Source organism: Streptomyces sp. NPDC001515, assembly GCF_053597115.1.
Window position 1 is genome coordinate 56,687 of sequence record NZ_JBSFHN010000014.1, and the last position, 25,302, is coordinate 81,988.

Genomic DNA, 25,302 nt, shown 5'->3' on the forward strand with positions numbered 1-25,302 from the left:
TACGGGGACCCGTCGCCCGTTGTTCGCCCGTTGTTCGGCGGGGCCGGGACGGTGGGCCGCGTACGGCACTTGGTCCAGACCTTGACAGGTCCAGACCAATCACGGTTGGGTGTCCGGGTGCCCGACGGCATGCCGGAGCCTGTTCGGGTGCCCTGCCGAAGGAGTGAGCAGCGCTGAACCGCATCAAGAGCGTTCTGACCGTACTGAGCGCCGTCGTCGCGACGGCGGCCTTCCTCCCCGGTGCGGCCCAGGCCGCGCCCGCCCCCGCGGCCGAGGTGTCCTGCGCGCCCCTGTGGAGCTCGTCCACCGCGTACGGCGCGGGCGGGACCGTGTCGCACCACGGCCGCAACTGGACGGCCGCGTGGTGGACGCAGAACGAGAACCCGGGCGCCACCTCGGTCTGGAAGGACGAGGGCGCCTGTACGGGCGGCGTCTCGGACTTCGTCATCAGCGAGGACGAGTTCGACGCGATCTTCCCGGACCGTGCCCCCTTCTACACGTACCAGGGGCTGATCGACGCCCTGCACGCCTATCCCCGGTTCGCGAACACGGGGACGGAGACGACCAGGGCCCGGGAGGCGGCGGCGTTCCTGACGCACGCCGACTTCGAGTCGGTCGGTCTGCGGTACGTGAAGGAGATCAACGAGGCGAACTACTGGATCAAGTGCGACTACAGCCGGCCCTTCGGCTGCCCGGCCGGCCAGAAGGCGTACTACGGGCGCGGGCCGATCATGTTCAGCTGGAACTTCAACTACAAGGCGGCCGGCGACGCGCTGGGGCTGGACCTGCTGAACGATCCGTGGATGGTGGAGCGCGATCCCTCGGTCGCCTGGCAGACCGCTCTTTGGTACTGGAACACCCAGAACGGCCCCGGCACCATGACCTCGCACGAGGCCATGGTCGGCGGCGCGGGCTTCGGTGAGACGATCCGCTCGCTCAACGGCGCCCTGGAGTGCAACGGCGGCAATCCCGCCTCGGTGAAGGCGCGCGTCGCCACGTACGAGCGGATCACCGGTGTCCTCGGGGTGAACCCCGGTTCCGGGCTGACCTGCTGACGGGGCGACGGCAAACGCGGGCGCCGTGGGACGGCGTTCCGCATGCTGGACGGGCCCGGAGGAATTTTCTCCGGGCCCTTCTCCGTGCGGCCGGCCGAACCGGATGGACTGGCTCCGGAATAAGCGCTGTTGGGGAGCGTGATGCGCACGTGGACGGTGGTGAACGGGAGGCGTCGAGACCGCTGTCGTAAGAATTTTCGACGATGGTCTAGACCTTGACAGGTTCAGACCATTCCCGCTTGAGTGGCGGCATCCCCCCATGGCGGCGCGCCGACGAGAGCGGTGCGCCGCGCCGAAGGAGTGCTCACATGATCAAACGTGTCATGGGCCTGATCGCCGCGCTCGGCGCGGTCGTCGCGACGGTCGTCATCCTTCCCGCCACCACCGCCTCCGCGGCCGAGTGCGCGTCCCCCTGGAGCTCCTCCGCCGTCTACACCGGCGGTGGCTCCGCCTCGTACAACGGGCACAACTGGACCGCCAAGTGGTGGACCCAGAACGAGACACCCGGCAACGCCGACGTCTGGGCCGACAAGGGCAGCTGCGGCAGCGGCGGCGGCACGGACCCTGGCGGCCCCGGCTCCTCCAACGGCTTCGTCGTCAGCGAGGCGCAGTTCAACCAGATGTTCCCGAACCGCAGCTCCTTCTATACGTACAGCGGACTCACGGCGGCCCTCGGTGCCTACCCGGGCTTCGCCAACACCGGCAGCGACACGGTGAAGAAGCAGGAGGCCGCGGCCTTCCTCGCCAACGTCAGCCACGAGACCGGCGGGCTGGTGTACGTGGTCGAGCAGAACACGGCCAACTACCCGCACTACTGCGACACCAGCCAGTCCTACGGCTGTCCGGCGGGCCAGGCCGCGTACTACGGCCGCGGACCGATCCAGCTCAGCTGGAACTTCAACTACAAGGCGGCCGGCGACGCGCTCGGCATCAACCTGCTCGCCAACCCCTACCTCGTCGAGCAGGACGCGGCCGTGGCCTGGAAGACCGGCCTCTGGTACTGGAACACCCAGAACGGTCCCGGCACCATGACGGCCCACAACGCCATGGTGAACGGCGCCGGCTTCGGCGAGACCATCCGCTCCATCAACGGCTCCCTGGAGTGCAACGGCGGCAACCCCGCCCAGGTCCAGAGCCGGATCGACCGCTACCAGTCGTTCACCCAGATCCTGGGCACCACGCCCGGTTCGAACCTGAGCTGCTGAACCGGCGGACACCCCGATGACGAGGGGCGCGCCGTCTCCCCCGCCCCCCGTGGTTCCCCCGCCCCGGGGCCCCCCCGCGGGTTGCCACCCGGTGGTGCTCACCGGGCGCCCCCCCCTCGGCCGGGGGGCCCCCCGCCCCCCACCGGGCGGGCGCGCCCCTCACGCCGTACGCGGACGCGCTCAGCCGTGCTCCGCGGCGTCCAGGGCCCGGAAGGCCAGCCACAGGTCGTACCGGGCACTCGGCGTCCGCAGCAGCGAGCGCTGGAGCACGCTCTCCAGCCGGGTCAGCCGCTTGCGCACCCCCGGCACGGAGATCCCCAGCGCCTCGGCCGCCGGTCCGAGCTGCGCCTCGCGGTCCAGCCAGGTGCGCAGGGTCGTGTACGGGTCCGAACCGCCCCCGCCCGGTTCCGCACCGCCCAGCGGGCGCACCTGCTGCACGGCCCAGGAGCGGACGGCGGGCTGCCCCAGCACCTCGTCGAGGGAGGGCGCCGGCTCCACCCCGGCCCCGGGGACCCGTTGGCGGGGCAGGCTGGGCGTGGCGCGGATGCTCAGGGCGAGGTCCAGGGCCGCCTGGTCGGCCAGCCGCTGGAGGTCGTGGCCCAGCAGTTCGCCGATCAGCCGCAGCCGGGCGGCCAGGGTGTTGCGGTGGATCTTCAGATGGTCCGTGGCGTGCGAGGAGAACGCGAGCCACGAGGTGAGCGTCGCCGCGAGTTCCTGGGCGCCCGGGTCCTGGGCGCGCCGGGGCAGATGCGTGAGCAGCGGGGCGAGTACGGCGTCGGCCCAGGCCGCTCCCTTGGCGCCGGTCACCAGGGCCGGTGCCGGGGCGGTGCCGAAGCGGGCGTTGCGGCCGGGCAGTCCGCGGGCGACGGCGAGGGCGTGGAACGCCTGCCGGTACGCGGTCGGGGTGTCGGCCAGCGGGGCGTCCTCGCTGATCCCGACGTGGCAGTCGGCCACGGCCGAGGCGACCTCCTGGCCGAGGCGGTCCCGCTCCGGTCCGGGGCCCACCGGGGTGATGAGGATGAGATGGCGCGCGTACACCGGGCACCGCACGATCCAGGACCGCCCACCGGACAGGTCCGCGCAGATCCGCGCCACCTCGTCGCGGCTGCTCCCCGGGCATTCGACGACGCAGACCCGGACCGGGTCCGGCAGTCCGGGCTTCAGGGCACCCGCCACCTGGTGGGCGATCGACAACTGCCCGGTCATGAGCAGATGCAGCACGGCCTCCCGGCCCCGCGACTCCGCGAGGTCCACGCGCCGGCGCTTGCGCTCGACGGCCTCGGCCGACCAGCACATCGCCAGCGGGAGGGCGGCGTCCGCGAGCAGGGTGGCGAGCCCGGCGGCGGTGGGGCGGCGGGCGATCACGGCGAGGACCGGCGGCGCGACGCCGGGCGGCGCGTCCAGCGAGAACAGCAGCGCGGTGTGCGCCTCGCGGTCGAAGGAGAACGACCGGGCGCCGAGTCCGGTCAGTTCCCGGGCCCCCTCGGAGGCCAGGGCGGGTGCCCGGGCGGTCGCGGCGTCCGGGACGCGGGCGACGCCGTGCAGGACGGTGCCGTCGCCGTCGAGCAGCCCGGCCCAGCCGTCCGCCCGCCCCGAGAGCCAGCGCAGCAGTTCCCGGGTGCCGCCCGATCTGGCCAGGCCGTGCATCCGAATGACGTCCTCCGCCCGCCTGCGCGTCTGCACGCTTCCCCCGTTCCCGCCAGAAACCGGAGTGCAGAGTACCGGTTCCGTTGTGCGGACTGATACCTCTGGCCGGCCTCACCGTGCGAACCGAATCTTCCGTTCGTCTGCCCCCGCGACTTAGAGTCCGAACGCGGTTGCGGGCCTTTCGGGGGAGAGGAACGGGGACGGCGGCATCGGCTCACGGGGGTGGCCGCTGCGGTCGGCCGCAACCGCCCTTCATCCACTGCCGCCGGTGTCCTGTCCCGGCGGCGGTGTCCGTTCGCGGGGACGCCCCGCGGTGCCGGTGACGCCGGCGGGCCTTTGGCGCGCCGGCGTTGTCAGTGGTGCCCTCTACCGTCGGAAGGGTCAGGACCGGCCCGTCCCGCGCGACCGCGAGCGGGCCGGCGCGCGGCCGAGGAGAGGGCGTCACCATGGAATTCCGTATCGAGCGCGGCGCGTTGGCGGACGCCGTGGCCTGGGCGGCCCGGGTGCTGCCCACCAGGTCCCCGGTGCCCGTCCTGGGCGGACTGCTGCTGGAGGCGGCGGACGGCCGGCTCGCCGTCTCCGGACTGGACTACGAGGCGTCCGCCCGCATCGAGATCGCCGCCGAGACGCTCCGGCCCGGCCGGGTCCTGGTCCTGGGGCGGCGGCTCCTGGACGTGTGCCGGGTGCTGCCCGAAGGCGCGGTGGAGTGCGGCACCGAGGACTCGCGGTTCACGGTCACGGGCAGCGGAGCGCGCTTCGGCCTGTCGGTGCTGCCGCTCGACGACCGCCCCACGCTGCCCCCGCTGCCGGAGGTGCTGGGGGCGGTGGACGGACGGGAGTTCGCGGCGGCGGTCGCCGATGTTGCGGTGGCAGCCGGCCGGGACGAGGCGCTGCCCGTCCTCACCGGGATACGGCTCGGGCTCGACGGCGACCGGATGACGCTCGCGGCCACGGACCGCTACCGCTTCGCGGTGCGCACGCTGGGGTGGAAGCCCGCGTCCGGGGAGGCGTCGGCCGATGTCGTCGTCTCCGCGCGCCGGCTCTCCGAGATCGCCCGTTCCTTCGACGGCGCGGGCCCGGTCAGCCTGGCCCTCGACACGGGCTCGGCCGGTTTCGAGCGGGACGGGATGCGCACCACGGTCCGCCTCGTGGACGGCAGACTCCCGCGCCACGACAAGCTGTTCGCCCTCGCCGACCCGGTCGAGGCGGTGACCGAGCGGGAGCCGCTGGTCGAGGCCGTGAGGCGGGTCGCCGTCGTGGCCGAGGGCGACAGCCCCCTCCAACTCGCCTTCGAGGAGGGGTCGGTGCTGCTGCGGGCGGGATACGAGGACGACGTGGCCTCGCAGCGGCTGCCGGCCGTCCTCAGAAGCCCGGACGCCCTGACCATCGCCTTCAAGCCCTCGTATCTGATGGACGCCCTGTCCTCCTTCGACGATCCGGTCGTCCGGTTCCGGATGATGGGCCCCGGCCAGCGCGCCCTGGTCTCCGGCCACGCGGACCGGGAGGAGGCGCTGCACCCGACGCGGGAGCCGGCCCACCGCCATCTGTTGATGTCCCTGAAGGCGCTGGTGTAGCGGGAGGCGACGGTCCGCCGAGCGGTCCGCGCCGGCCTGCCCGGTCCGGGACCGGGTCAGCCCGACTTCGTGTACGTGAGCCGGTCGCCGGTGTCCGTGTTCACCCGGCTCAGGCTCCCGTCGGGGAGGAGCGTGAGCGTGGTGGCGCCGCCCGGCGTGCAGGAGGTCATCGGCTCGCCCTCCGTCACCGTGGACGGGCCGATGCTGACCGGCGAGCCCGCGGAGGGCCGCGCCGCCAGACCGGCGCTGAACACGCAGTGGTAGGTGCCGCCGGTGTCCAGCGGCCCTTCGGCGGTCAGGGTGAGGACGGTCTCGCCGACCGCGCCCTGACCGATGACCAGGGTGCGGGTGGAGTGGCCGGAGGCGTTGTCCAGCCCCGCCGTCCAGGTGCCGAGGTAGCCGTCCGGGACGTCGCCCGCGTCCGGGGCCCCGCCCTTGGCGTCGTCGCCGTCGTCACCCGGGGAGGGGGAAGGGGATCCGGCGGTCTCGTCTGTGGGGGCGGGGCCGGCCGAGCGGCTGGGGGACGCCTCGGGCTTCGCGCCCCTGTCGTTCATCAGCGCGTACACCGAACCCCCCGCCCCCACCGCGACCAGCACCGCGATCACGATCAGGGCCACCGTCGATCCGGTGCTCCGGCGCTCGCCCCTCTCCGGGCGGCCGTCGCCCGGGCCGTGGGGAGGCGCGGTGCCGAAGCCCGGCTGCTGCGGATAGGCGTACGCGTAGCCCTGGTGCTGCTGCGCCGGCTGCGGACCGTAACCGGGCTGGGCGGGGGACTGGTGCGGATAGCCGTACGCGGGCGTGCCGGGGGCCCGTTGCGGATAGCCGTACGCCGGCGTGGCCGGTGCCGCGTGCGGATCACCGAAGGCGGGTGTGCCCGGGGCCGTGTTCCCTGGTGGAGTGCTGCCCGGCGGTGTGCCGCCCGGTAGCGGTGTGCCCGGGGCAGCCGCTCCGGCGTAGGGCGATGGCGGGTAGGCGGCCCCGGCGCGGGCGGCCGGGGGGACGGGCGTGGTCGGTGCGGTGTCCTGCGGGGCGACGGAGGCCGAGGGGTCCGGGGAGGGGTGCGGGGTGTCCGGGACCGGAGGCGGTGGCGGGTCGGCGGGGGCCGTGACGCGGAGGACGGCGGTCGACGGGCCGGACTCGGGGTCCGTGTCCTGCGGGTCCTCCGTGTCCAGCAGACCCACGGCCTGGCGGCCCAGTTGGGCGATGAGCGCGGCGGGCAGCCAGGGCTCGGCGCCGTCGCCCCCGTCCAGCCGCTCCAGGATCTCGTCGGTCGTCGGGCGGGCCGGAGGGTCCTTGTGGAGGCAGTCGCGGACGAGTTCCACGAGGTCCACCGGGACGCCGGTGAGGTCGGGCTCCTCCTGGGCGATCCGGAAGAGCTGGGCGGGCACCCCGGTGGCCGCCGTGCCGAACGGGAGCCGCCCGGTGGACGCGTAGGCCAGCACCGATCCCAGGCAGAACACGTCGCACGCGGTGGTCACCCGCTCGCCCCGCACCTGCTCCGGGGCCATGAAGCCGGGGGAGCCGACCAGGGCGCCGGTCCGGGTGAGGCCGCCGTCCGTGACGGTGTCCAGCGCCCGGGCTATCCCGAAGTCGATGACGCGTGGGCCGTCGATCGTCAGCAGGATGTTGGACGGTTTGAGGTCCCGGTGGATGAGCCCGGCCGCGTGGATGGCCCGGAGCGCGTGTGCGAGGCCGGTGCCCAGGATGTGCACGGAGCGGTCGGGCAGCGGGCCGTACGCCCCGGGGGCGGGGCCGGCCGACAGGAGCGTGCGCCCCGAGACGGTGGTCTGGAGGGAGGGGCCGGCGATGTATCCGGTGGCCACCCACGGGACGGCGGCCTCGGTGTCCGCGTCCAGAACGGGAGCCGTCCAGGCCGACCCGACCCGGCGGGCCGCCCCCACCTCCTGGCGGAACCGCTCGCGGAACTCCTGCTTCTCGGCCAGTTCCTCGCGCACCAGCTTCAGCGCCACGACCCGGCCCCGGTCCGAACGGGCGAGGTAGACCTGCCCCATGCCGCCCGCGCCGAGTCTCCCCAGCAGCCGGTAACCGCCGATGCGTTGAGGATCGGCGGACCCGAGCTTCTCCATGGTGTGTGGTCTCCCCCCGTACGACGACACGCCGGACGGGGTCGAGAATAGCGGCGCACTCGCGGCCCGCCGCGTCCGCCCGGGACCGGTCCGGCCACCCGGAGTTCACGGGGAGAGGCCCATGCGCGGCGCGGTGTGCGCCCCGCTCACGCCCCCGGCGTACCGGGTCCGTCCGGCACCCCGGGCGGGTCCGGCGGGCCCACGGCGTCCAGGGCGCGGGACAGCCGCTGGAGGACCCGGACCGTCCGGTCGAACTCCTCCTCGCCCAGCTCGCGCGCCAGCCGCTCCGCGAACGCCCCGTGCCCCGGACGGATCCGGGACACCGCCGCCCTCCCCTCCCCGGTGGGGCGGAGCAGTTTCGCGCGGCGGTGGGCCGGGTTGGGGACGTACTCCGCGAGGCCCTTGTCCACCAGCAGATCGGCCACGCGCTGCACGCTCTGCCGGGTGATGCCCATCGCGCGGGCGATCCCGGCGACCGGCAGCGGTTCGGGGAGCACCGCGCCGAGCACCTGCCACCAGGTGGCGGTCAACCCGGCCGGCCGGGCCAACTCCTCGGCCACGGACAGGAACTGGCCGTTCAGCCGGAAGACGGTCAGAGCGGTGGCGCTCAGCCGGTCCCGGTCCTCGTGGCTCATCCCTGGAGCACCGGGTAGGCGCTCGGGTCCGAGTCGTGGAAGAGCCGGTACCAGGCGTCGAGCCGCTTCTCGTCGTACACCCCGAGCAGCGCGAGGATCTCCCGGGCGAACGCGACCGGTTCGGTCGGGCCCGCGGTGATCAGGCCGCCGTCGGTGAGCGCGTCGGCCTCGGTGTAGTGGGCGCCGCCGGCGTATCCCGTGGCCGCCAGATAGACGTCGGCCGCGCTCGTGTGCGGCCGTGCGTCGAGCAGTCCCTCGCGGGCCAGCCCCGCCGTGGCCCCGCAGATCGCGGCGACGGGCACCTCCGCGTCCAGGAAGCCGCGCGCGGCGCGGGCGAAGGGGGCGAGCGCGTCACCCGTGTCCCAGAGATCGGCCCCCGGCAGGATCAGCAGCGCGCTGTCCCCGGGGCGCAGCGCGTCGAGCGCCAGATCGGGTAGGACGACCAACCCGCCCATGCTGGTGACCGGCCCGGTGGTGGGGCCGACCGAGCGGACGGTGAAGCCGTTGCGGGCGAGATGGGCGGTGGCGTACCCGGTCTCCCAGTCGGCGAAGGTGTCGTACACGGCCAGATGAACGGTTCCGCGGGTCATGACGGCCTCCTCGGACGAACGCTTATGACAACATGCTGTCAATACGACAGCGTCCTGTCAACTAATTCCGGAGCCGGGGCGGGGCTGTCCGCCGGACGTCCTCACGGCACGCGGCGCGGTGCCGTGACGCGGGGACGCGATGACGCGACACCCTGCCGAACCAGGCGGCCCACGCCATACAAGGTGGCCATACCGGCCGGTGCGGGGCGCCGCCTACGCTCGGGGCATGACCCCTCATCCCCCTGTCGACTCCGCCGCCGGCGCGGCCGTCAAGGCCACCGACCGCGCGCACGTGTTCCACTCCTGGTCCGCCCAGGGCCTGATCGACCCGCTCGCCGTCGCCGGCGCCGAGGGGGCGTACTTCTGGGACTACGACGGCAACCGCTACCTCGACTTCACCAGCGGTCTCGTCTACACCAACATCGGCTACCAGCACCCCGTCGTCGTCGCCGCGATCCAGGAGCAGGCGGCGAAGATGACGACCTTCGCGCCCGCGTTCGCCATCGAGCCGCGCTCCGAGGCCGCCCGCCTCATCGCCGAGCGCACCCCCGGTGACCTCGACAAGATCTTCTTCACCAACGGCGGCGCCGAGGCCGTCGAGAACGCCGTCCGGATGGCCCGGCTGCACACCGGCCGCACGAAGGTGCTCTCCGCCTACCGCTCGTACCACGGCGCCACCTCCACCGCGATCAACCTGACCGGCGACCCGCGCCGCTGGCCCTCGGACAACGGTTCCGCCGGGGTCGTCCGGTTCTGGGCCCCGTTCCTCTACCGGTCCCCGTTCTACGCGCAGACCGAGGCCGAGGAGTGCGCCCGCGCGCTCCAGCACCTGGAGGACACCCTTGCGTTCGAGGGCCCCTCGACGATCGCCGCGATCATCCTGGAGACCATCCCGGGCACGGCCGGCATCATGACGCCGCCGCCCGGCTATCTGGCCGGCGTCCGGGAGATCTGCGACCGGTACGGGATCGTCTTCGTCCTGGACGAGGTCATGGCCGGATTCGGCCGGACCGGCAGGTGGTTCGCCGCCGACCACTTCGACGTCGTGCCCGACCTGATGACCTTCGCCAAGGGCGTCAACTCCGGCTATGTGCCGCTCGGCGGCGTCGCCATCTCCGCCGAGATCGCCGCCACCTTCGATACCCGCCCCTACCCGGGCGGACTCACCTACTCCGGTCACCCGCTGGCCTGCGCCGCCGCCGTCGCCACCATCAAGGTGATGGAGGACGAGAAGGTCGTCGAGAACGCCGCCCGCATCGGCGAGACCGTCCTCGGCCCCGGCCTGCGCGAACTCGCCGAGATCCACCCCTCCGTCGGCGAGGTCCGCGGCCTCGGTGCCTTCTGGGCACTGGATCTGGTCCGCAACAAGGAGACGCGCGAGCCGCTCGTCCCGTACAACGCGACCGGCGAGGCCAACGCGCCGATGGCCGCCTTCGGCGCCGAGGCCAAGAAGAACGGGCTCTGGCCCTTCATCAACATGAACCGCACCCACGCCGTGCCCGCCTGCACCATCTCCGAGCAGGAGGCCAAGGAGGGCCTGGCCGCGCTCGACGCCGCGCTGACCGTGGCCGACCGGCACACGGTGTGACCGCCGGCGGGCGGTGACCCGCCCCCGCCCGCCCCGCCGCTTCCGCGCCCCTCCCCACGGCCTCGTCTAAGGTGACCCGAGGCCGATCAGGGGAGGGGCGCCATGCCCGCGCGCGGAGCTGTCACCCGCAGTACGCTGCGACAGCAGATCGCGGACGCGCTGCGTGACGAGGTGCTCGCGGGGCGTCTGCAGCCCGGCCGGGAGTTCACCGTCAAGATGATCGCCGAGCAGTACGGGGTCTCCGCGACGCCCGTCCGCGAGGCGCTGTTCGACCTCTCCGCGCAGGGGCTCCTCGAATCCGACCAGCACCGGGGATTCCGCGTCCACCAGTTCAGCGTCGCGGACTACCGGGCCATGGTGGAGGCCCGCACCCTGGTCATGGACGGGGTCATCCGCGACGTCTTCGAGGGGCCGCCCGCCCCCTCCGCCCGGCAGGCCGCCCACCGCGAGGCCCTCGTCTCCGTGCGCCGCCGGGCCGAGGAGGCCGCCCGCGCCGCGCGCGGCGGCGATCTGGACATCCTCATCGGCTACGACCTGCGCTTCTGGCGCGAACTCGGCGCCCTCGTCGGCAACCCGTACATCACCGGCTTCCTCCACCGGCTGCGCGTCCAGGCCTGGGTCTTCGCCGTGCCGTACCTGCGCGGTGACGCGGACGTGCGGGACTGGCTCTGGCGCGGGCACCCCGACCTCGTCGCCGCGATCTCGCTGCGCGACCGGGCCGCCCTGCGCGCCGCCGTCGACGACTACAACAACCACGCGCTGACCTGGGCCGACCGCCTCGCGGCCGGTGACCCGCCGCCCCCCGGCCCGTACCGGGGGGTCACGGACACCCCCTGAGGCCCGTCCCCGGGGCGGCCGGAGGAGCCCTGTCCGCGACGTCCCGGCCGCATTACGCTGTCCCGACCAGCGCGCCACCCCGCGCATCCCCGTATGAGAGCGAGACTTCGTGGCCTGTGACCTGTGGCTGGTCCCCCTCGTCGACGTGCTGTGCCACAGCCCCGACAACCCGTTCGCCGAAGAGATAGCCGTCTACGACAAGGCGCTGGGGGACGCGGGGCTGCCGCCCGTCCCCGTCTACGCCTACATGCCCGGACTGACCGGTGACGTCGCCCCGGTCGCCGGCTTCGACTACGACGCCCTGCACTTCCTGCGCCGCGCCTATCTCCTCGCGCTCAGCGGCCTGGCCGTGACCCCCGTCGACGAACTGGGCGGGGACTACGAACAGCTGCTGGAGATGTTCGAGCCCACCGCGCAGCAGTCCCACCTGGTGTGGCACTACGACCACGCGGGGGCGTACGTCCCCCTGGACTTCACCGCACCGCTGACCACCGACGCCCTGCTGGAGGGCGGCGGGCCGCTCGGCTCCTCGTACGGGCTGCTGCGCGAGCTGGAGTTCGTCGCCCCGGCGATCGGCATCGACCCGGGCAACCCGCCGGCCGCGCCGCTGCCGCCCGCCGCGCCCACCTCGCTGGAGGAGCCCGCGGTGCCGTTCCCCTACGACGACCATCCGTTCGCCCGTGAACGCCATGTCTGGCTCGGCCTCCACGCGGCGGTCACCCGCAGCCTGGCCCAGGGCTCGATGATCATCTTCAGCTGAGGCCGGGGGCCGCCCGCGTCCCGCACCGGGCGGCCCCGCGCCGACGCGGAGGCCGTTTCCGGGACGAGGCATCGGGCGAGGGCGCCTCTCACCTCGGGGACTCCGGCGGCCGCTGCCGGGGCATGTTCGGCCGGCCCATCGACTGCAACGGGAAGCGGCCCGGCTGCGCCCCCGGCTCCGCCCGGCCGCCGCCCGGCCCCCCGGACACCAGCGCCTGCATCCCCATCGGCGCCGGACCCGCCCGGAACTCCACCATCCAGTCCGCGGTCTCCGACCGCACCAGCTCCGTCACGTCCTCCGAGAACCGCCGCAGCACCCCGAGGCACCGCTCGGTCGCCTCGCTCGCCGTCCCCTCGGCCGGCCCCAGCACCTCGCGCACGCACTCCGACGCCCAGTCGAAGTGCAGCACCTGGAGTCGGCGCTGCACGGCCTGGGCGGTGGCGAGACTCCTCATCCAGCCCGAGGTCAGCCCGAAGTAGCGGTCGCACGCCATGCACGCGGCGCCCAGCAGCAGCGACAGATACCCCCAGCCGGCCGCCCCGTGCAGCGCCCCGGTCAGATCCAGCAGCGGCAGCGCGGCACCGGCGACCGCCCCCGCCGCGGTGCCCAGCCGAAGCGCCCTGGCCCCCCGCCGCTTCCACAGCCGGTCGCCCAGATACCAGTCAGCGGTGCGCAGCGCGTCGGCCTCGATCCAGCGGTACAGCTCGTCGAGCCGCTGCGCGGGATCGTCCCAGTCACCGGCCGGAAACGCCGTCGCGGTGAGGTCCCCCCCGCGCGGCCGCGCCGCTTTCCGGCCGCGTTCGCCGGAGCCCGTCGCGGAGGGCGCGGCAGGACCCGGCACACCGGATTCGTTGCGGGGCGGCCCTTCGGGCTGCATCTCCGGCTGACTCACCGGGGTACTCCTCTGCATGCTGGATCACGACGCGTGTTCTCGGCGGCGTACTCGACGACGGGCGGGTCTCTGCTTTCTGCGCACTCGCTGCTCACCGGTCCCGGCGCCACGGGCAGTCCCCCGCACGTAACCTTGCGTGACGGAGGATGCGGATGCGCGTACCGGGACGCATGCCCTTCCTACCGCCGAATGGTGGGCCATGGGGTCGAAATCGCGGTATTCCCGGGTGCACCGGGCCTCTGGTCAGGTATAGGAGTCCCGCCACCGCCCACCCGAACTCACTCGAAAGAGTTGCTCGCCAGTGGGTGGGGCGCGCCGCGCGGGGACCACGTAGGCTCGGCGTACCGAAACATTTGTCGTCGAAATGCCTGGAGTGACCCGTGATTCCCGGTGGCGGTCAGCCCAATATGCAGCAGCTGCTGCAGCAGGCCCAGAAGATGCAGCAGGACCTCGCCCAGGCTCAGGAGGAGCTGGCCAGGACCGAGGTGGACGGCCAGGCGGGCGGCGGCCTGGTGAAGGCGACGGTCAACGGCTCCGGTGAGCTGCGCGGCCTGGTGATCGACCCGAAGGCGGTCGATCCGGAGGACACCGAGACGCTGGCCGACCTGGTCGTCGCGGCGGTCCAGGCGGCGAACGAGAACGCCCAGCAGCTCCAGCAGCAGAAGCTGGGCCCGCTGACCCAGGGCCTGGGCGGCATGCCCGGTCTCCCCTTCTGACCGAGCCGTACCCAAGACCGTGCGTACCCCCTACGGTACGTACCACGACCCGGCCGAGCCGGCACGAAAGGCGATCCGTTGTACGAAGGCGTGGTTCAGGACCTCATCGACGAGCTGGGCAGGCTGCCCGGCGTCGGTCCCAAGAGCGCGCAGCGGATCGCCTTCCACGTCCTGCAGGCCGAGCCGACCGATGTGCGCCGGCTGGCCCAGGCGCTGCTGGAGGTCAAGGACAAGGTCCGCTTCTGCGCGGTCTGCGGCAACGTGGCCCAGCAGGAGGAGTGCGCCGTCTGCCGCGATCCGCGCCGCGACCGCACGGTCATCTGTGTGGTCGAGGAGCCCAAGGATGTCGTGGCGATCGAGCGGACCCGTGAGTTCCGGGGGCGCTACCACGTCCTGGGCGGGGCGATCAGCCCGATCGAGGGCGTCGGCCCGGACGATCTGCGCATCCGCGAGCTGCTGGCCCGTCTCGCGGACGGCTCCATCACCGAACTGATCCTGGCGACGGACCCCAATCTGGAGGGCGAGGCCACCGCGACGTACCTGGCGCGGATGGTCAAGCCGATGGGGCTGCGCGTCACCCGGCTGGCCAGCGGTCTTCCGGTCGGCGGCGATCTGGAGTACGCGGACGAGGTCACCCTCGGCCGCGCCTTCGAGGGGAGGCGTCTGCTCGATGTCTGACCCCCGTCGCCGCACCGTCGCCCGGTGGCCTCACCGCGGTTTTACGGTCGCCGTCGTTAACTGCTCCCCACCGTCCGCGACCGTGCCCACGGGAGGTCTCCTCGATGTCTGACGCCACGCTGAACACCGTCACCCAGGACCCTGACGACTTCGCGGTCCAGATCGCCGACCAGATCAAGACGTTCATCGTCGCGGTCACGGAGGTGTCCAAGGTCGAGGAGCCCGAGGAGGCCGTCCCGGTCCTGCTCCTCCAGATCTCGCAGCTCCTGCTGGCCGGCGGCCGGCTGGGGGCGTACGAGGACATCCTTCCCGACGAGCGCTACGAGCCCGATCTGGGCGCCGAGCCGGACGCGGACGGCCTGCGCGAGCGCTTCGCCGTCCTGCTGGAGCCGATCGACGTCTACTCCGAGGTCTTCGACCCGTACGAGCCCCGCAAGGCCCCGGTGGCCGCCCGGATCTCCGACGACCTGGCCGACCTGGTCACCGACCTGCGCCACGGCCTGGCCCACTACGAGGAGGACCGCGTCACCGAGGCCCTCTGGTGGTGGCAGTTCTCCTACTTCTCCAACTGGGGCTCCACCGCCTCCGCCGCCCTGCGCGCCCTCCAGTCCCTCATCGCCCACATCCGTCTCAACCAGCCCCTCCAGGAACTCGACGGCCTCGACACCGACCAGGACGCCGGCGACGACACCCTGGCCGAGGAGGCCGGCCGCGTCATGGCGGAGGAGATCGCGGGTCCGCTGGGGCTGCGGCCGGTGCAGTGATCCGGAGCTCTTCCTGTGGGCTGGGCCACACCGGGGAGTGGTCCGGCGGTGGGCGGGCAGCAGGCTCGTACGAGCAGTCCGGGGCGACACGCCGGTGATCACGTTCTGAGCGGGACATCTCAGCATGTGGTATCAGGAGGGCGTTTCCGGGCTGCTCGTTAGACTGAGCCGACCGCGATCAATGGATTGAGCGAGGAGCGCACGTGGGCCTTGTCGTGCAGAAGTACGGAGGCTCCTCCGTAGCCGATGCCGAGGGCATCAAGCGGGTCGCCAAGCGAGTAGTCGACGCCAAGAAGAACGGCAACCAGGTGGTTGTCGTGGTGTCGGCGATGGGCGACACGACGGACGAGCTGATCGATCTCGCCGAGCAGGTATCCCCGATGCCTGCCGGGCGTGAGTTCGACATGCTGCTGACCGCCGGAGAGCGGATCTCCATGGCCCTGCTGGCCATGGCGATCAAGAACCTGGGCCACGAGGCCCAGTCGTTCACGGGCAGCCAGGCGGGTGTCATCACCGACTCGGTCCACAACAAAGCGCGCATCATCGATGTCACGCCGGGCCGTATCCGGACCTCGATCGACGAGGGCAACATCGCCATCGTCGCCGGGTTCCAGGGCGTCAGCCAGGAGGGCAAGAACATCACCACCCTCGGCCGCGGCGGGTCGGACACCACCGCCGTCGCGCTGGCCGCCGCGCTGGACGCCGAGGTCTGTGAGATCTACACCGACGTCGACGGCGTCTTCACCGCGGACCCCCGGGTCGTGAAGAAGGCGAAGAAGATCGACTGGATCTCCTTCGAGGACATGCTGGAGCTGGCCGCGTCCGGTTCCAAGGTGCTGCTGCACCGGTGCGTCGAGTACGCACGCCGTTACAACATCCCGATCCACGTCCGTTCGTCCTTCTCGGGGCTGCGCGGGACCTGGGTCAGCAACGAGCCGCAAGGGGACCAGAAGGTGGAGCACGCGATCATCTCCGGAGTCGCCCATGACGTCTCCGAGGCCAAGGTCACGGTCGTCGGCGTGCCCGACAAGCCGGGCGAGGCGGCGGCGATCTTCCGCGCCATCGCGGACGCCGAGATCAACATGGACATGGTCGTGCAGAACGTGTCCGCCGCGGCGACCGGACTGACCGACATCACGTTCACGCTGCCCAAGTCGGAGGGCCGCAAGGCCATCGACGCCCTGGAGCGCAACCGGACGGGCATCGGCTTCGAGTCGCTGCGCTACGACGACCAGATCGCGAAGATCTCCCTGGTCGGCGCCGGTATGAAGACCAACCCGGGGGTCACCGCGGGCTTCTTCGAGGCGCTGTCCGACGTCGGTGTGAACATCGAGCTGATCTCGACGTCCGAGATCCGCATCTCGGTCGTCACCCGCGCCGACGACGTCAACGAGGCCGTGCGCGCCGTGCACACCGCCTTCGGGCTCGACAGCGACTCGGACGAGGCCGTCGTGTACGGGGGCACCGGCCGATGACCGCACGCCGCCCTTCGCTCGCGGTCGTCGGTGCGACCGGGGCGATCGGTGGCGTCATGCTCCAGATCCTCTCGCAGCACGCGGATGTCTGGGGCGAGGTGAGACTCGTCGCCTCGCCGCGTTCGGCCGGCCGCAAGCTGGTCGTCCGCGGCGAGGAGTCCGAGGTCCTCGAACTCACCGAGGACGTCTTCGACGGCATCGACGTGGCGCTGTTCCTGGTGCCCGACGAGGTGTCCGCGCGCTGGGCCCCCGTCGCCACGTCCAAGGGCGCCGTCGTGATCGACGACTCCGCCGCCTTCCGCATCGCGGACGACGTCCCGCTTGTCGTCCCCGAGATCAACCCCCATGCCGTACGGATGCGGCCGCGCGGCATCGTCGCCAACCCCAACGGCACCACGCTGTCGCTGATCGTCGCGGTCGGCGCGCTGCACGCCGAGTTCGGGCTGCGCGAGCTGGTCGTCTCCTCGTACCAGGCCGTGAGCGGGGCCGGGCGCGACGGCGTCGCCGCGCTGCGCGAACAGCTCTCGATGGTGGCCGGCACCGAACTCGGCACCAAGCCCGGCGACGTCCGCCGGGTCGTGGGCGAGGGCGACGGCGGCCCCTTCGCCGCCCCCGTCGCCCTCAACGTCGTCCCGTGGGCCGGAGCGGACGCCGGGGACGGCTGGTCCTCGGAGGAAGTGGCGATCCGCGACGAGTGCCGCAAGATCCTGGGCCTGCCGGAGCTGCGCGTCTCGGCGACCTGTGTGTACGTCCCCGTGATCGCCACGCACTCGATGTCGGTGCACGCCCGCTTCGAGAACGAGGTCGAGGTCGACCGGGCTCACGAGATCCTGGCCACCGCGCCCGGCGTCGTGCTGTACGACTCCCCGGCCGCGGGGGACTTCCCCACCCCCTCCGACGTGGTCGGCACGGACCCGACGTGGGTCGGCCGGGTCCGCCGCTCGAAGGACGATCCCCGGGCCCTGGAGCTGTTCGTCTGCGGCGACAACCTCCGCAAGGGAGCGGCGCTCAACGTCGCCCAGATCGCCGAAGCGGTCGCCGCCGAATTTCCCCGGTCCTGATCGAACCTGTTTTGTACGCTCTGTGAACACCCTGTGAGCAAGTTGCTGGTCTGAACCTCTTGAGCTGGGGCATTGCGGTGGCCGACGATGACCTTTCGGTCTGTTGCAACCACGGGTCGGGCGACAGGCGTCTAAGCGGTCACTCTTGCGCGGCGGGGCGCATGTTCGGGGTATTTGCGGAAGAACGGGTTCGTATGAAGGCATGTCGCAGGGTGTCAAACGCGGTGCCGTATGCGTACAACCCTGACGGGGGGAAACGTGTCCAACTGGCGTGGCAGAGGTTCTCGATATCACAGTGGTGGGCCCCCTGCGCGGCGCCGCGGTGCGACCGCTGGGACGGCCCCGCGCGTCCGGCGGCATGCCGGTGATCGCGCCCATGCCGGCCGCACGGACGACAGCACTGCCGTCGCAGCGCGAGGGCGCTGAAGAGAGCGTGGCAGCCGGGACCACCGTCGACCATCTCACCGAGACCTACCGCGCCCACTACCGTTCGCTGCTCGGGCTCGCCGCCCTGCTGCTGGACGACACGGCGTCCTGCGAGGACGTCGTGCAGGAGGCGTTCATACGCGTGCACTCGGCGCGCAACCGGGTGCGGGAGCCCGAGAAGACCCTCGCCTATCTGCGCCAGACCGTCGTCAATCTCTCCCGATCCGCCCTGCGCCGCCGCATCCTCGGGCTGAAGCTGCTCTCCAAGCCCATGCCGGACATGGCGAGCGCCGAGGAGGGCGCGTACGACCAGCTGGAGCGGGACGCGCTGATCAAGGCGATGCGCGGACTGCAACGGCGCCAGCGCGAGGTGCTGGTGCTGCGCTACTTCGCGGACATGACCGAGGCGCAGGTCGCCGAGACGCTGGGAATCTCCCTGGGCTCGGTGAAGGCGTACGGATCGCGCGGCATCGCGGCGCTGCGCGTCGTCATGGAGGCGCAGACATGAATCGCCGCCACGACGAGCAGGGACGTGCGGGCGGCGGCCGGTTCCGCCGCGGCCCGCTGCGCGGACACCGGACAGACCCGACGGGAAACGGAACTGTGAACCACGGGCCGGAGAACACCCCGCACGCCGACCGGGACGGGGGAGAGCCGGACACCCTGGCGTTCGGCGCGCCCGGCGCCCCGTTCGGGGGGGACTCCCTCGACGAGGAGGCGCTGCGCCGGATGCTGCGCGGCGCCGTGCAGGGCCTCGAACCGGACGAGGGCACGCTGGACCGGCTGCACCGCGCGGTGCCCGCCCGGCGCGCCCGCCGCCGCCAGGCCCTGGTCGGGGCGGCAGCCGCCGCCCTGCTCATCGGCACGGCGGTCCCCGCCTTCGTCCACGTCGCCAACTCCGAGGGCTCCAACGCCGCCAACCCCGCCATCGCCGGCCACGGCGAGCAGGCGCAGGGCGGCAACGGAGAGGACACCGGCGCGCAGACCGGCAACGGGGGAGGGGCCGGCGGCGACGGCGAGCAGACCAGCGGGCAAGGACTCCCGGACGGCACGGCGAGCCCGACCGACACCAGCGGACCGGGCGCGGGCAGCGAGGTGAACGGCGGTGCGGCGGACGGCCCGGTTGCCAGCGCCCAGGCCGTCCTGCCGGCCTGTTCCCCCGACCAGCTCGGCGTCGCCTCCGCGACGACCGGCGCGGCCGGGGCCGACGGCACGGTCTACGGAAGCTTCCGCATCGCCAACGTCTCCGGCAAGGAGTGCTCGGTCAGCGGCGGCGGGACCGTGGGCTTCCAGGCCGCGGGCGCCGCCGACCCGGCCAAGATCGTCGTGGTCCGGCACACCCAGGGAGACCCCGCCTCCGGACTGCCCGATCCGGCGGAGGAGGAGTCCACGATCCTGCTGAAGCCGACCATGGTCTACGAGGTGAAGTTCGCCTGGATCCCCCAGGAGACCTGTCCCACCGCCGGAGGATCCCCGTCCCCGACGCCCACGGACGGCGCCGCCGGCAGTACCGGGGTCGCGGCCGGTTCGGTCACGGCGGGCACCGGCAGCGGTGACGGCGAATCGGGCGCGGACACCCAACTGGGCGGCGAGGACGGCGCCGGTACGGCCCCGGGCAGCGTCTCCGTGCAGCACACCCCGGAGCCGGGAGCACCGGTCGCCGAGGCGAAGATCCCCAACGCCTGCGCCGGAACGATCTACCGGACGGGCGTCCTCGAACCCGGCGCGTAGACGGCGGCACCGGTCGGCGGGACAGCGGGTCCCGCGTGATTTGGGCGGGCGGGATAGCTGGGTCCGCGTGATCCGGGCTGGCGGGACAGCAGGGCCCGCGCGATCCGGGCTGGCGGGACAGCGGGGTCCGCGTGATCCGGGCAGGCGGGACAGCCGGTCCGCGTCATCCGGGCAGGCGGCGCCGGCGGATCGGGGCCGGGGCCAGGCACACCGTCCCGGCGGGCCGGGACCAGGACCACCGTCCCGGCGGGCCGGGACCAGCAACGGGACCGGGCACGCCGTCCCGGCGGGCCGGGCAGGACCGGCAGACCCAGCCCAGGCTCGTCAGCGCTCGGCGGTGACCGACGCCGACGCTGCGGCGGGCGACGCGGCGTCCGGCTCCGCGTCCGGCCCTCCGTCCGCGTCGGGAATCAGGCCCAGGGCCACGTCCCGGGCGGCCTCGGCCTCCCGCCGCACCAGCCGGAACCACATGAAGAGCACGAACGCGGCGAAGACGAACCACTCGCCCGTGTAGCCGAGGTTCTGGAACGCCTTGAGGTCGAGCCCGGTGCCCTGCGGTGCCGCGGCCGGTACGGGGCGCAGCCCCCCGCCCGCCTTCGAGGGGGTGTCGGCGGCGGTCCCGGACGCGCCCCCGGCGGCCCCGGTGTCCTGGAGCGTCACCCAGGCGTCGTAGACGTCGTACGGCACGAGGTTGACCAGCGACGCGGCGCCGATGATGCCCACCTGGCCCTCGGGCAGCCCGCCCGAGGCGTCGACCCCGGTACTGCCCGCGTTCTCCGATGCCTGGAGGTCGCCGGTGACCGTGACGCGGCCGGTCGGCGCGGCCGGAACCGGCGTGGTGCCGGGCTTGCCCGGCAGCCAGCCGCGCACCACCGGCAGCGCCTTGCCGCTGTCGGTGCGGAGCATGTCCAGGACGTAGAAGCCGTCGCGGTCGTCGAGCTTCCGGCCGGGGACCACGAACTGGTCGGCGTACCGCCCGCTCGCGGTGGCCGGACGGCCGGAGGTCTCGGTGTCGACGGGCAGCAGCTCGTCGAGCGGCGCGGCGGCCCGGGTGCCCGGGTCGGGCCGCTTCTCGGCGGCCTCGTGCGTCTGCACGCGGTCCTCGAAGCGGCCGAGCTGCCAGGTGCCCATGAACACGCAGAACGGGATGGCCAGCACGACGAAGACGTTGATCCCCCACCAGCGCGGGGTCAGCAGGAACCGGTACACCCCTCCACGGTACGGTCCCCGCCCCGGCGTCCCGGCGCGGGGGCACCCCCGCGTCGCCCGTTCATCCGGCCCCTGAACCCGGGACACGCCTCCTTCCTCCCGCTGCCGGGGCCGCCTGCGTCATGTCCCCCGGGTCTCCCGGCGAGGGGCCCGGCCGTCACGCCCCCTCGTTCGGGCCTGCCAGATGGCGCCGGGCGAAGTCCAGTTCCAGGCGCACCTGCTTGATCCGTTCCTCGACGACGAGCGAGCCGTGCCCCGCGTCGTAGCGGTAGACCTCGTGCACGGCGTCGCGGCTCTTCAACCGGTCCACGTAGTTCTCCACCTGCTGGATGGGGCAGCGCGGATCGTTGACGCCCGCCGAGATGTAGACCGGGGCCCGCACCGCGTCGACGTAGGTGAGGGGTGACGAGGCCTCGAACCGCTCCGGCACCTCCTCCGGTGTCCCGCCCAGCAGCGTGCGGTCCATGGCCTTCAGCGCTTCCATCTCGTCGTGGTACGCCGTGACGTAGTCCGCCACCGGGACCGCCGCAAGCCCCACGGCCCAGGCGTCGGGCTGGGTGCCGAGACCGAGCAGGGTCAGATAGCCGCCCCAGGACCCGCCGGCCAGGACCAGCTTCGCCGGGTCCGCGAGGCCGGACTCCACCGCCCACGCGCGCACCGCCGCGATGTCCTCCAGCTCGATCAGGCCCACCCGGTGCTTGAGGGCGTCCGTCCAGGCCCGTCCGTACCCCGTCGAGCCCCGGTAGTTGACCCGCACGACCGCGTATCCGTGGTCCACCCAGGCGGCGGGCCCGGCCGCGAAGGCGTCGCTGTCGTGCCAGGTCGGGCCGCCGTGGATCTCGAAGACCGTCGGGAAAGGGCCCTCGCCGGTGGCCGGGCGCTGCACCAGGGCGTGGACGCGGCCTCCCGGTCCGTCCACCCACGCGTCCTCGACCGGCACCGAGGCGGGGGCCTTCGCCCCCGGCGGGTCGAGCACCACCGCACCGGTCGTGGAACGGACGACGGGCGGCTCGGCGGCCGACGACCACAGGTATTCCACGGTGCCGTCCGGCCGGGCCGTGGCGCCCGAGACCGAACCGGCGGGCGTCTCCACCCGGGCCAGGGTCCCCCCGGCGGCGGCCGGGGCGTACCGCCACAGCTCGCTGCGGGCCTCGAAGTCGTGCTCGACGAGAAGCGCCGAGCCGTCCGCGTACCACTCGGCGCCCACGTCGCCGGGCAGTTCGATGGACAGGTCCGTCTCCGTGCCGGCCACCGGGTCCCAGATCATCGGCTCCCACCGGCCCCGCCGCTGGTGCCCGACCAGCAGCCGGGTGTCCCCGGCGACGGGCGCGAAGCCGAGCACGCTGAGACCCAGCTCCTTCGTGCCGCCCTCGGTGTCGTCCAGCTCCGCGACCGTCGAGCCGTCGGGGCGCACCACGCGCAGCGCGGAGTGCATCGCGTCGCCGTGCTCGGTGTGCTCCAGCGCGATGAGCGTCCCGTCGTACGAGAGGTCACCGACCCCGGCCGACTCGCGGTGCCGGTAGATCTCCACGGGAGCCTGCCCGGGGCGCACGACATGGACCGTCGACCCGTCCTCGTCCGTCGAGCGGCCGATCACCGCCGTCCCGTCCCGGCCGATCGCCAGCCCCGCCGGGTAGGACGGGTCGAGACCGGGCGCCGCGGGCTCGTCCACGTCGTCCTCGCAGCCCGCGCCGAACGGGCGGCGCATCCACACCCCGAACTCGTCTCCGTCGGTGTCGCTGAACCACCACACCGCCTCGCCGTCCGGGGTCAGCACGCCGTCCGTCGTCCCGTTCGGCCGGTCGGTGATCCGGCGCTGCTCGCCCGTCGAGCGATCCCATGTGTACAGCTCGTACGTCCCCGTCGCGTTGGACACGAACAGGGCGCGGTCCGGCGCGTCCTGCGCCCAGTCGGGCAGCGACACCCGGGGCGCGCGGAAGCGCCGCTCCCACTCCGGGACGGATTCGGTCGTCGCACCATTGCTCTCAGTCATGTCCCCCATTCTGCGCCGGACGGCCGACAATCCGTTCGCCTCGTCCTCAGCCTGTGGATAACCTCGCGGACATGCATGGACCGATACCCGCCGACTGGCGCGAGGCCAACCGGGCCCTGTGGGACGAGCGCGTGCCCATCCACGCGGGCAGCGACTTCTACGACCTCGCCGCCTTCCGGTCGGGCAAGGACGCCCTGCGGCCGTTCGAACGGGCCGAGGTCGGGGACGTCACCGGCCGCACGCTGCTGCACCTGCAGTGCCACATCGGCGTGGACACGCTGTCCTGGGCCCGGCACGGCGCCGCGCAGGTCGTCGGTCTGGACTTCTCCGAACCGGCCGTCGAGACCGCCCGCGCGCTCGCGGGCGACCTGGGTCTCGGCCCGGAGCGGGCGGCTTTCGTCGCCGCCGATGTGTACGACGCGGCCGAGGCGGTGCCGGACTCCGCGTACGACATCGTCTACACGGGCGTCGGCGCGCTGAACTGGCTTCCCGACATCGAGCGCTGGGCCGAGACGGCCGCCTCGCTCGTCGCCCCCGGCGGGTTCCTGTACCTGGCGGAGTTCCACCCGATGACGGACTGCCTCGACGACGCGACGGGGTCGCGGGTCGTGCACGACTACTTCAGCCGCGAGGCGTGGGTGGACGAGACGCCGGGCACGTACGCGGACTTCGACGCGACGACCGTCCACAACCGCAGCGTCGAGTGGCAGCACCCGGTGGGCAGCGTGGTCTCCGCGCTGGCCGCGGCGGGGCTGCGGATCGAGTTCCTGCACGAGCACGACGCCTCGCTCTTCGCCCGCTTCCCGGTCCTGGAGCGCTATCCGGACGGGTTCTACCGCTTCCCGGAGGAGCGTCCGAGGATTCCGCTCATGTACTCGCTCAAGGCGTCCCGTCCGGCCCGCTCCGGCCAGTAGTCCGGCCCGCCGCCCGGCCCGCTCCGGCCGGTGGTCGGCCCGGCAGTCAGTGCGGTAGCCCGGTAGCCCGGCAGCACACCCGGCCGGTCCCCGGGGCGGGAACCGGCGGCCGGAGCCGATTGTCAGTGGCGGGGTCCACACTCGGAACCATGACCACGAATGCTGATCTGCGTGCCACGGTCGAGCGTTACTGGACCGCGGCCGACCGACGCGACTGGGACGTCTTCGCGGCGACGCTCGCCGAGGACGTGGTGTACGAGCTGCCGCAGACCCGTGAGCGCATACGCGGCAAGGCGCGGTACATGGAGTTCAACCGGGAGTATCCCGGGGACTGGCGGGCGAGCGTCGTGCGCGTCGTGGCCGACGCGGAGGAGCGGCAGGCCGCCGCGCGTACGAGATTCGTGGTCGACGGCGAGGAGGCGCACGCCGTGCACTTCTTCACCTTCGACGCCGAGGGCCGGATCAGCGCCGTCACCGACTTCTGGCCGGAGCCGTACGAGCCGCCCGCCGGGCGCGCGCATCTCGTGGAGCGGTACTGACACGCGGGAGGCCGCCGTCGCCGTGGGTGCGGCGACGGCGGCCCGGGGCCCCAGCGGGCTATGCGGCCGAGCGGAAGGCGGGGAGGTAGCCGTTCGACTGGCCGATGGCCTTGGGGTGGTACGAGTTGTAGACCGGGATCGAGACGCTGTGCAGCCACGGGTCACCGGAGCACAGCTCGTGCCCGGTGAACTCGTCGGCGACAGCCGAGAAGGCGAAGCCGGCGTTGGCCGCCTGCTTGGCGATGACGCCGTTCAGTACGTCGGAGGCGTTGTTGATGGCCGTGCGCGACTTGTCCGAGAGACCGAGGAGGCAGCTGCCTCCGATCTTGTAGAAGCGCGGGTAGCCCAGCACCACGACCCGCGCCGAGGGCGCCTTGGCGTGGATGGACGAGTAGAGCGAGCCCAGCCGGGCGGGCAAGATGGTGTTGATCTTGCCCACGGCCGCGTTCACGCTCGCGATGCAGGTGGCCTCGCCGGACAGCACGCAGTCCTGCATGACGTCGGCGAACCCGACGTCGTTGCCGCCCGCCGTGACACTCACCAGTGCGGTGGACGAGCTGAGCGCGCCGAGCTGGCCGCCGGCCACCGTGCTGGTGGTCGCACCGGAACAGGCGACGAAGGCGAACGAGGAAGGGGAGTTCGCCTGCGCCCAGAGGTAGGGGTAGGCGTTGGTGCTGCGGCGGCAGTCGCCGCTGTCGGACAGATAGTTTCCGGCGCCGACGCCGGACGAGTACGAGTCGCCCAGGGCGACGTACCCGCTGGCGGCGGCCGAGGAGGAGGCCGAGGCCGGCTGGGCCATGCCCAGGGCAGCAGCGGCGGCGAGGAGCAGAGTGGATGCGGACGCCCAGAATCTCCGTACTGACATAGCTGTCAGCCCTCCGAAGTGTGGGGGGTGGGTGGGGGGTTGAGTGAGCGCCACCTGTTGT

General features: G+C 72.9%; 23 protein-coding genes. 15 read left to right on the forward strand and 8 right to left on the reverse strand.

The genetic code is table 11. The features are described from left to right. Window positions 1-194: 194 nt before the first annotated feature. Window positions 195-1,055, forward strand: a complete 861-nt coding sequence (locus ACWCXC_RS16615; RefSeq protein WP_450889618.1) for a glycoside hydrolase family 19 protein — start codon at window positions 195-197, stop codon at window positions 1,053-1,055. Window positions 1,056-1,363: 308 nt separating this feature from the next. Further along, complete coding sequence (locus ACWCXC_RS16620; protein WP_450683073.1) at window positions 1,364-2,260, forward strand: glycoside hydrolase family 19 protein; 897 nt, start codon at window positions 1,364-1,366, stop codon at window positions 2,258-2,260. A gap of 180 nt (window positions 2,261-2,440) precedes the next feature. On the opposite strand, the gene ACWCXC_RS16625 is transcribed toward ACWCXC_RS16620, so the two are convergent. Then, window positions 2,441-3,907 carry a helix-turn-helix domain-containing protein gene (locus ACWCXC_RS16625; RefSeq protein WP_450889620.1) on the reverse strand — a complete coding sequence of 489 codons (1,467 nt, stop codon included), beginning with the start codon at window positions 3,905-3,907 and terminating at the stop codon, window positions 2,441-2,443. Between the two features lie 446 nt (window positions 3,908-4,353). Between ACWCXC_RS16625 and dnaN the strand changes: the two genes are divergently transcribed. Beyond that, complete coding sequence (dnaN, locus tag ACWCXC_RS16630; RefSeq protein ID WP_450889413.1) at window positions 4,354-5,481, forward strand: DNA polymerase III subunit beta; 1,128 nt, start codon at window positions 4,354-4,356, stop codon at window positions 5,479-5,481. A gap of 56 nt (window positions 5,482-5,537) precedes the next feature. Here the strand turns inward: dnaN and ACWCXC_RS16635 are convergent, their stop codons facing one another. From ACWCXC_RS16635 to ACWCXC_RS16645, 3 genes are all read right to left on the reverse strand, one after another. Beyond that, a complete protein-coding gene (locus ACWCXC_RS16635; protein WP_450889415.1) occupies window positions 5,538-7,568 on the reverse strand; it encodes a protein kinase domain-containing protein in 2,031 nt (676 codons plus the stop codon). 146 nt (window positions 7,569-7,714) lie between these two features. After that, window positions 7,715-8,203 (reverse strand): MarR family winged helix-turn-helix transcriptional regulator, encoded by a 489-nt coding sequence (locus ACWCXC_RS16640; protein ID WP_450683077.1) that lies wholly within the window; start codon window positions 8,201-8,203, stop codon window positions 7,715-7,717. Further along, on the reverse strand, window positions 8,200-8,793 hold the full coding sequence (locus tag ACWCXC_RS16645; RefSeq protein WP_450683078.1) for a type 1 glutamine amidotransferase family protein: 594 nt from the start codon (window positions 8,791-8,793) through the stop codon (window positions 8,200-8,202). The genes ACWCXC_RS16640 and ACWCXC_RS16645 overlap by 4 nt, the downstream gene beginning before the upstream one ends. A 226-nt stretch (window positions 8,794-9,019) precedes the next feature. Here ACWCXC_RS16645 and ACWCXC_RS16650 point away from each other — a divergent pair, with 226 nt between their 5' ends. From ACWCXC_RS16650 to ACWCXC_RS16660, 3 genes are all read left to right on the forward strand, one after another. Beyond that, window positions 9,020-10,381, forward strand: a complete 1,362-nt coding sequence (locus ACWCXC_RS16650) for an aminotransferase class III-fold pyridoxal phosphate-dependent enzyme (RefSeq protein WP_450683079.1) — start codon at window positions 9,020-9,022, stop codon at window positions 10,379-10,381. A gap of 102 nt (window positions 10,382-10,483) precedes the next feature. Continuing rightward, window positions 10,484-11,218, forward strand: a complete 735-nt coding sequence (locus tag ACWCXC_RS16655; protein ID WP_450889418.1) for a GntR family transcriptional regulator — start codon at window positions 10,484-10,486, stop codon at window positions 11,216-11,218. Window positions 11,219-11,327: 109 nt separating this feature from the next. Then, complete coding sequence (locus tag ACWCXC_RS16660) at window positions 11,328-11,978, forward strand: hypothetical protein (RefSeq protein WP_450683081.1); 651 nt, start codon at window positions 11,328-11,330, stop codon at window positions 11,976-11,978. Window positions 11,979-12,066: 88 nt separating this feature from the next. Here ACWCXC_RS16660 and ACWCXC_RS16665 read toward each other — a convergent pair whose 3' ends face one another. Continuing rightward, entirely contained in the window at window positions 12,067-12,870 is an 804-nt protein-coding gene (locus ACWCXC_RS16665) for an SLATT domain-containing protein (RefSeq protein ID WP_450683082.1), read from the reverse strand. Between the two features lie 380 nt (window positions 12,871-13,250). Here ACWCXC_RS16665 and ACWCXC_RS16670 point away from each other — a divergent pair, with 380 nt between their 5' ends. From ACWCXC_RS16670 to ACWCXC_RS16700, 7 genes are all read left to right on the forward strand, one after another. Further along, window positions 13,251-13,586 (forward strand): YbaB/EbfC family nucleoid-associated protein, encoded by a 336-nt coding sequence (locus ACWCXC_RS16670; protein WP_148022075.1) that lies wholly within the window; start codon window positions 13,251-13,253, stop codon window positions 13,584-13,586. A 78-nt stretch (window positions 13,587-13,664) separates the two neighbouring features. Continuing rightward, the gene (recR, locus tag ACWCXC_RS16675; protein ID WP_450683083.1) at window positions 13,665-14,264 is read left to right on the forward strand and encodes a recombination mediator RecR; all 600 of its coding nucleotides are present in this window, start codon (window positions 13,665-13,667) and stop codon (window positions 14,262-14,264) included. Window positions 14,265-14,368: 104 nt separating this feature from the next. After that, window positions 14,369-15,028, forward strand: coding sequence for a DUF5063 domain-containing protein (locus ACWCXC_RS16680; RefSeq protein WP_450683084.1), 660 nt, complete (start codon window positions 14,369-14,371; stop codon window positions 15,026-15,028). A 203-nt stretch (window positions 15,029-15,231) separates the two neighbouring features. Continuing rightward, window positions 15,232-16,503: an aspartate kinase gene (locus ACWCXC_RS16685; protein ID WP_450683085.1), complete on the forward strand. Its 1,272-nt coding sequence runs from the start codon at window positions 15,232-15,234 to the stop codon at window positions 16,501-16,503. Continuing rightward, window positions 16,500-17,564 (forward strand): aspartate-semialdehyde dehydrogenase, encoded by a 1,065-nt coding sequence (locus tag ACWCXC_RS16690; RefSeq protein ID WP_450683086.1) that lies wholly within the window; start codon window positions 16,500-16,502, stop codon window positions 17,562-17,564. The genes ACWCXC_RS16685 and ACWCXC_RS16690 overlap by 4 nt, the downstream gene beginning before the upstream one ends. 358 nt (window positions 17,565-17,922) lie before the next feature. Beyond that, a complete protein-coding gene (locus ACWCXC_RS16695) occupies window positions 17,923-18,498 on the forward strand; it encodes a SigE family RNA polymerase sigma factor (RefSeq protein WP_450683096.1) in 576 nt (191 codons plus the stop codon). A 95-nt stretch (window positions 18,499-18,593) separates the two neighbouring features. After that, entirely contained in the window at window positions 18,594-19,721 is a 1,128-nt protein-coding gene (locus ACWCXC_RS16700; RefSeq protein ID WP_450889423.1) for a hypothetical protein, read from the forward strand. A gap of 324 nt (window positions 19,722-20,045) precedes the next feature. On the opposite strand, the gene ACWCXC_RS16705 is transcribed toward ACWCXC_RS16700, so the two are convergent. Continuing rightward, a complete protein-coding gene (locus ACWCXC_RS16705; protein ID WP_450889425.1) occupies window positions 20,046-20,930 on the reverse strand; it encodes an SURF1 family protein in 885 nt (294 codons plus the stop codon). Between the two features lie 157 nt (window positions 20,931-21,087). Then, entirely contained in the window at window positions 21,088-22,932 is a 1,845-nt protein-coding gene (locus ACWCXC_RS16710) for a S9 family peptidase (RefSeq protein ID WP_450889427.1), read from the reverse strand. A gap of 62 nt (window positions 22,933-22,994) precedes the next feature. Here ACWCXC_RS16710 and ACWCXC_RS16715 point away from each other — a divergent pair, with 62 nt between their 5' ends. Beyond that, window positions 22,995-23,837: a class I SAM-dependent methyltransferase gene (locus ACWCXC_RS16715; protein WP_450889429.1), complete on the forward strand. Its 843-nt coding sequence runs from the start codon at window positions 22,995-22,997 to the stop codon at window positions 23,835-23,837. Window positions 23,838-23,986: 149 nt separating this feature from the next. Then, window positions 23,987-24,376 (forward strand): nuclear transport factor 2 family protein, encoded by a 390-nt coding sequence (locus ACWCXC_RS16720; protein WP_450683091.1) that lies wholly within the window; start codon window positions 23,987-23,989, stop codon window positions 24,374-24,376. Window positions 24,377-24,434: 58 nt separating this feature from the next. Here the strand turns inward: ACWCXC_RS16720 and ACWCXC_RS16725 are convergent, their stop codons facing one another. Further along, window positions 24,435-25,241, reverse strand: coding sequence for an SGNH/GDSL hydrolase family protein (locus ACWCXC_RS16725; RefSeq protein ID WP_450889431.1), 807 nt, complete (start codon window positions 25,239-25,241; stop codon window positions 24,435-24,437). Between the last annotated feature and the right edge of the window lie 61 nt (window positions 25,242-25,302).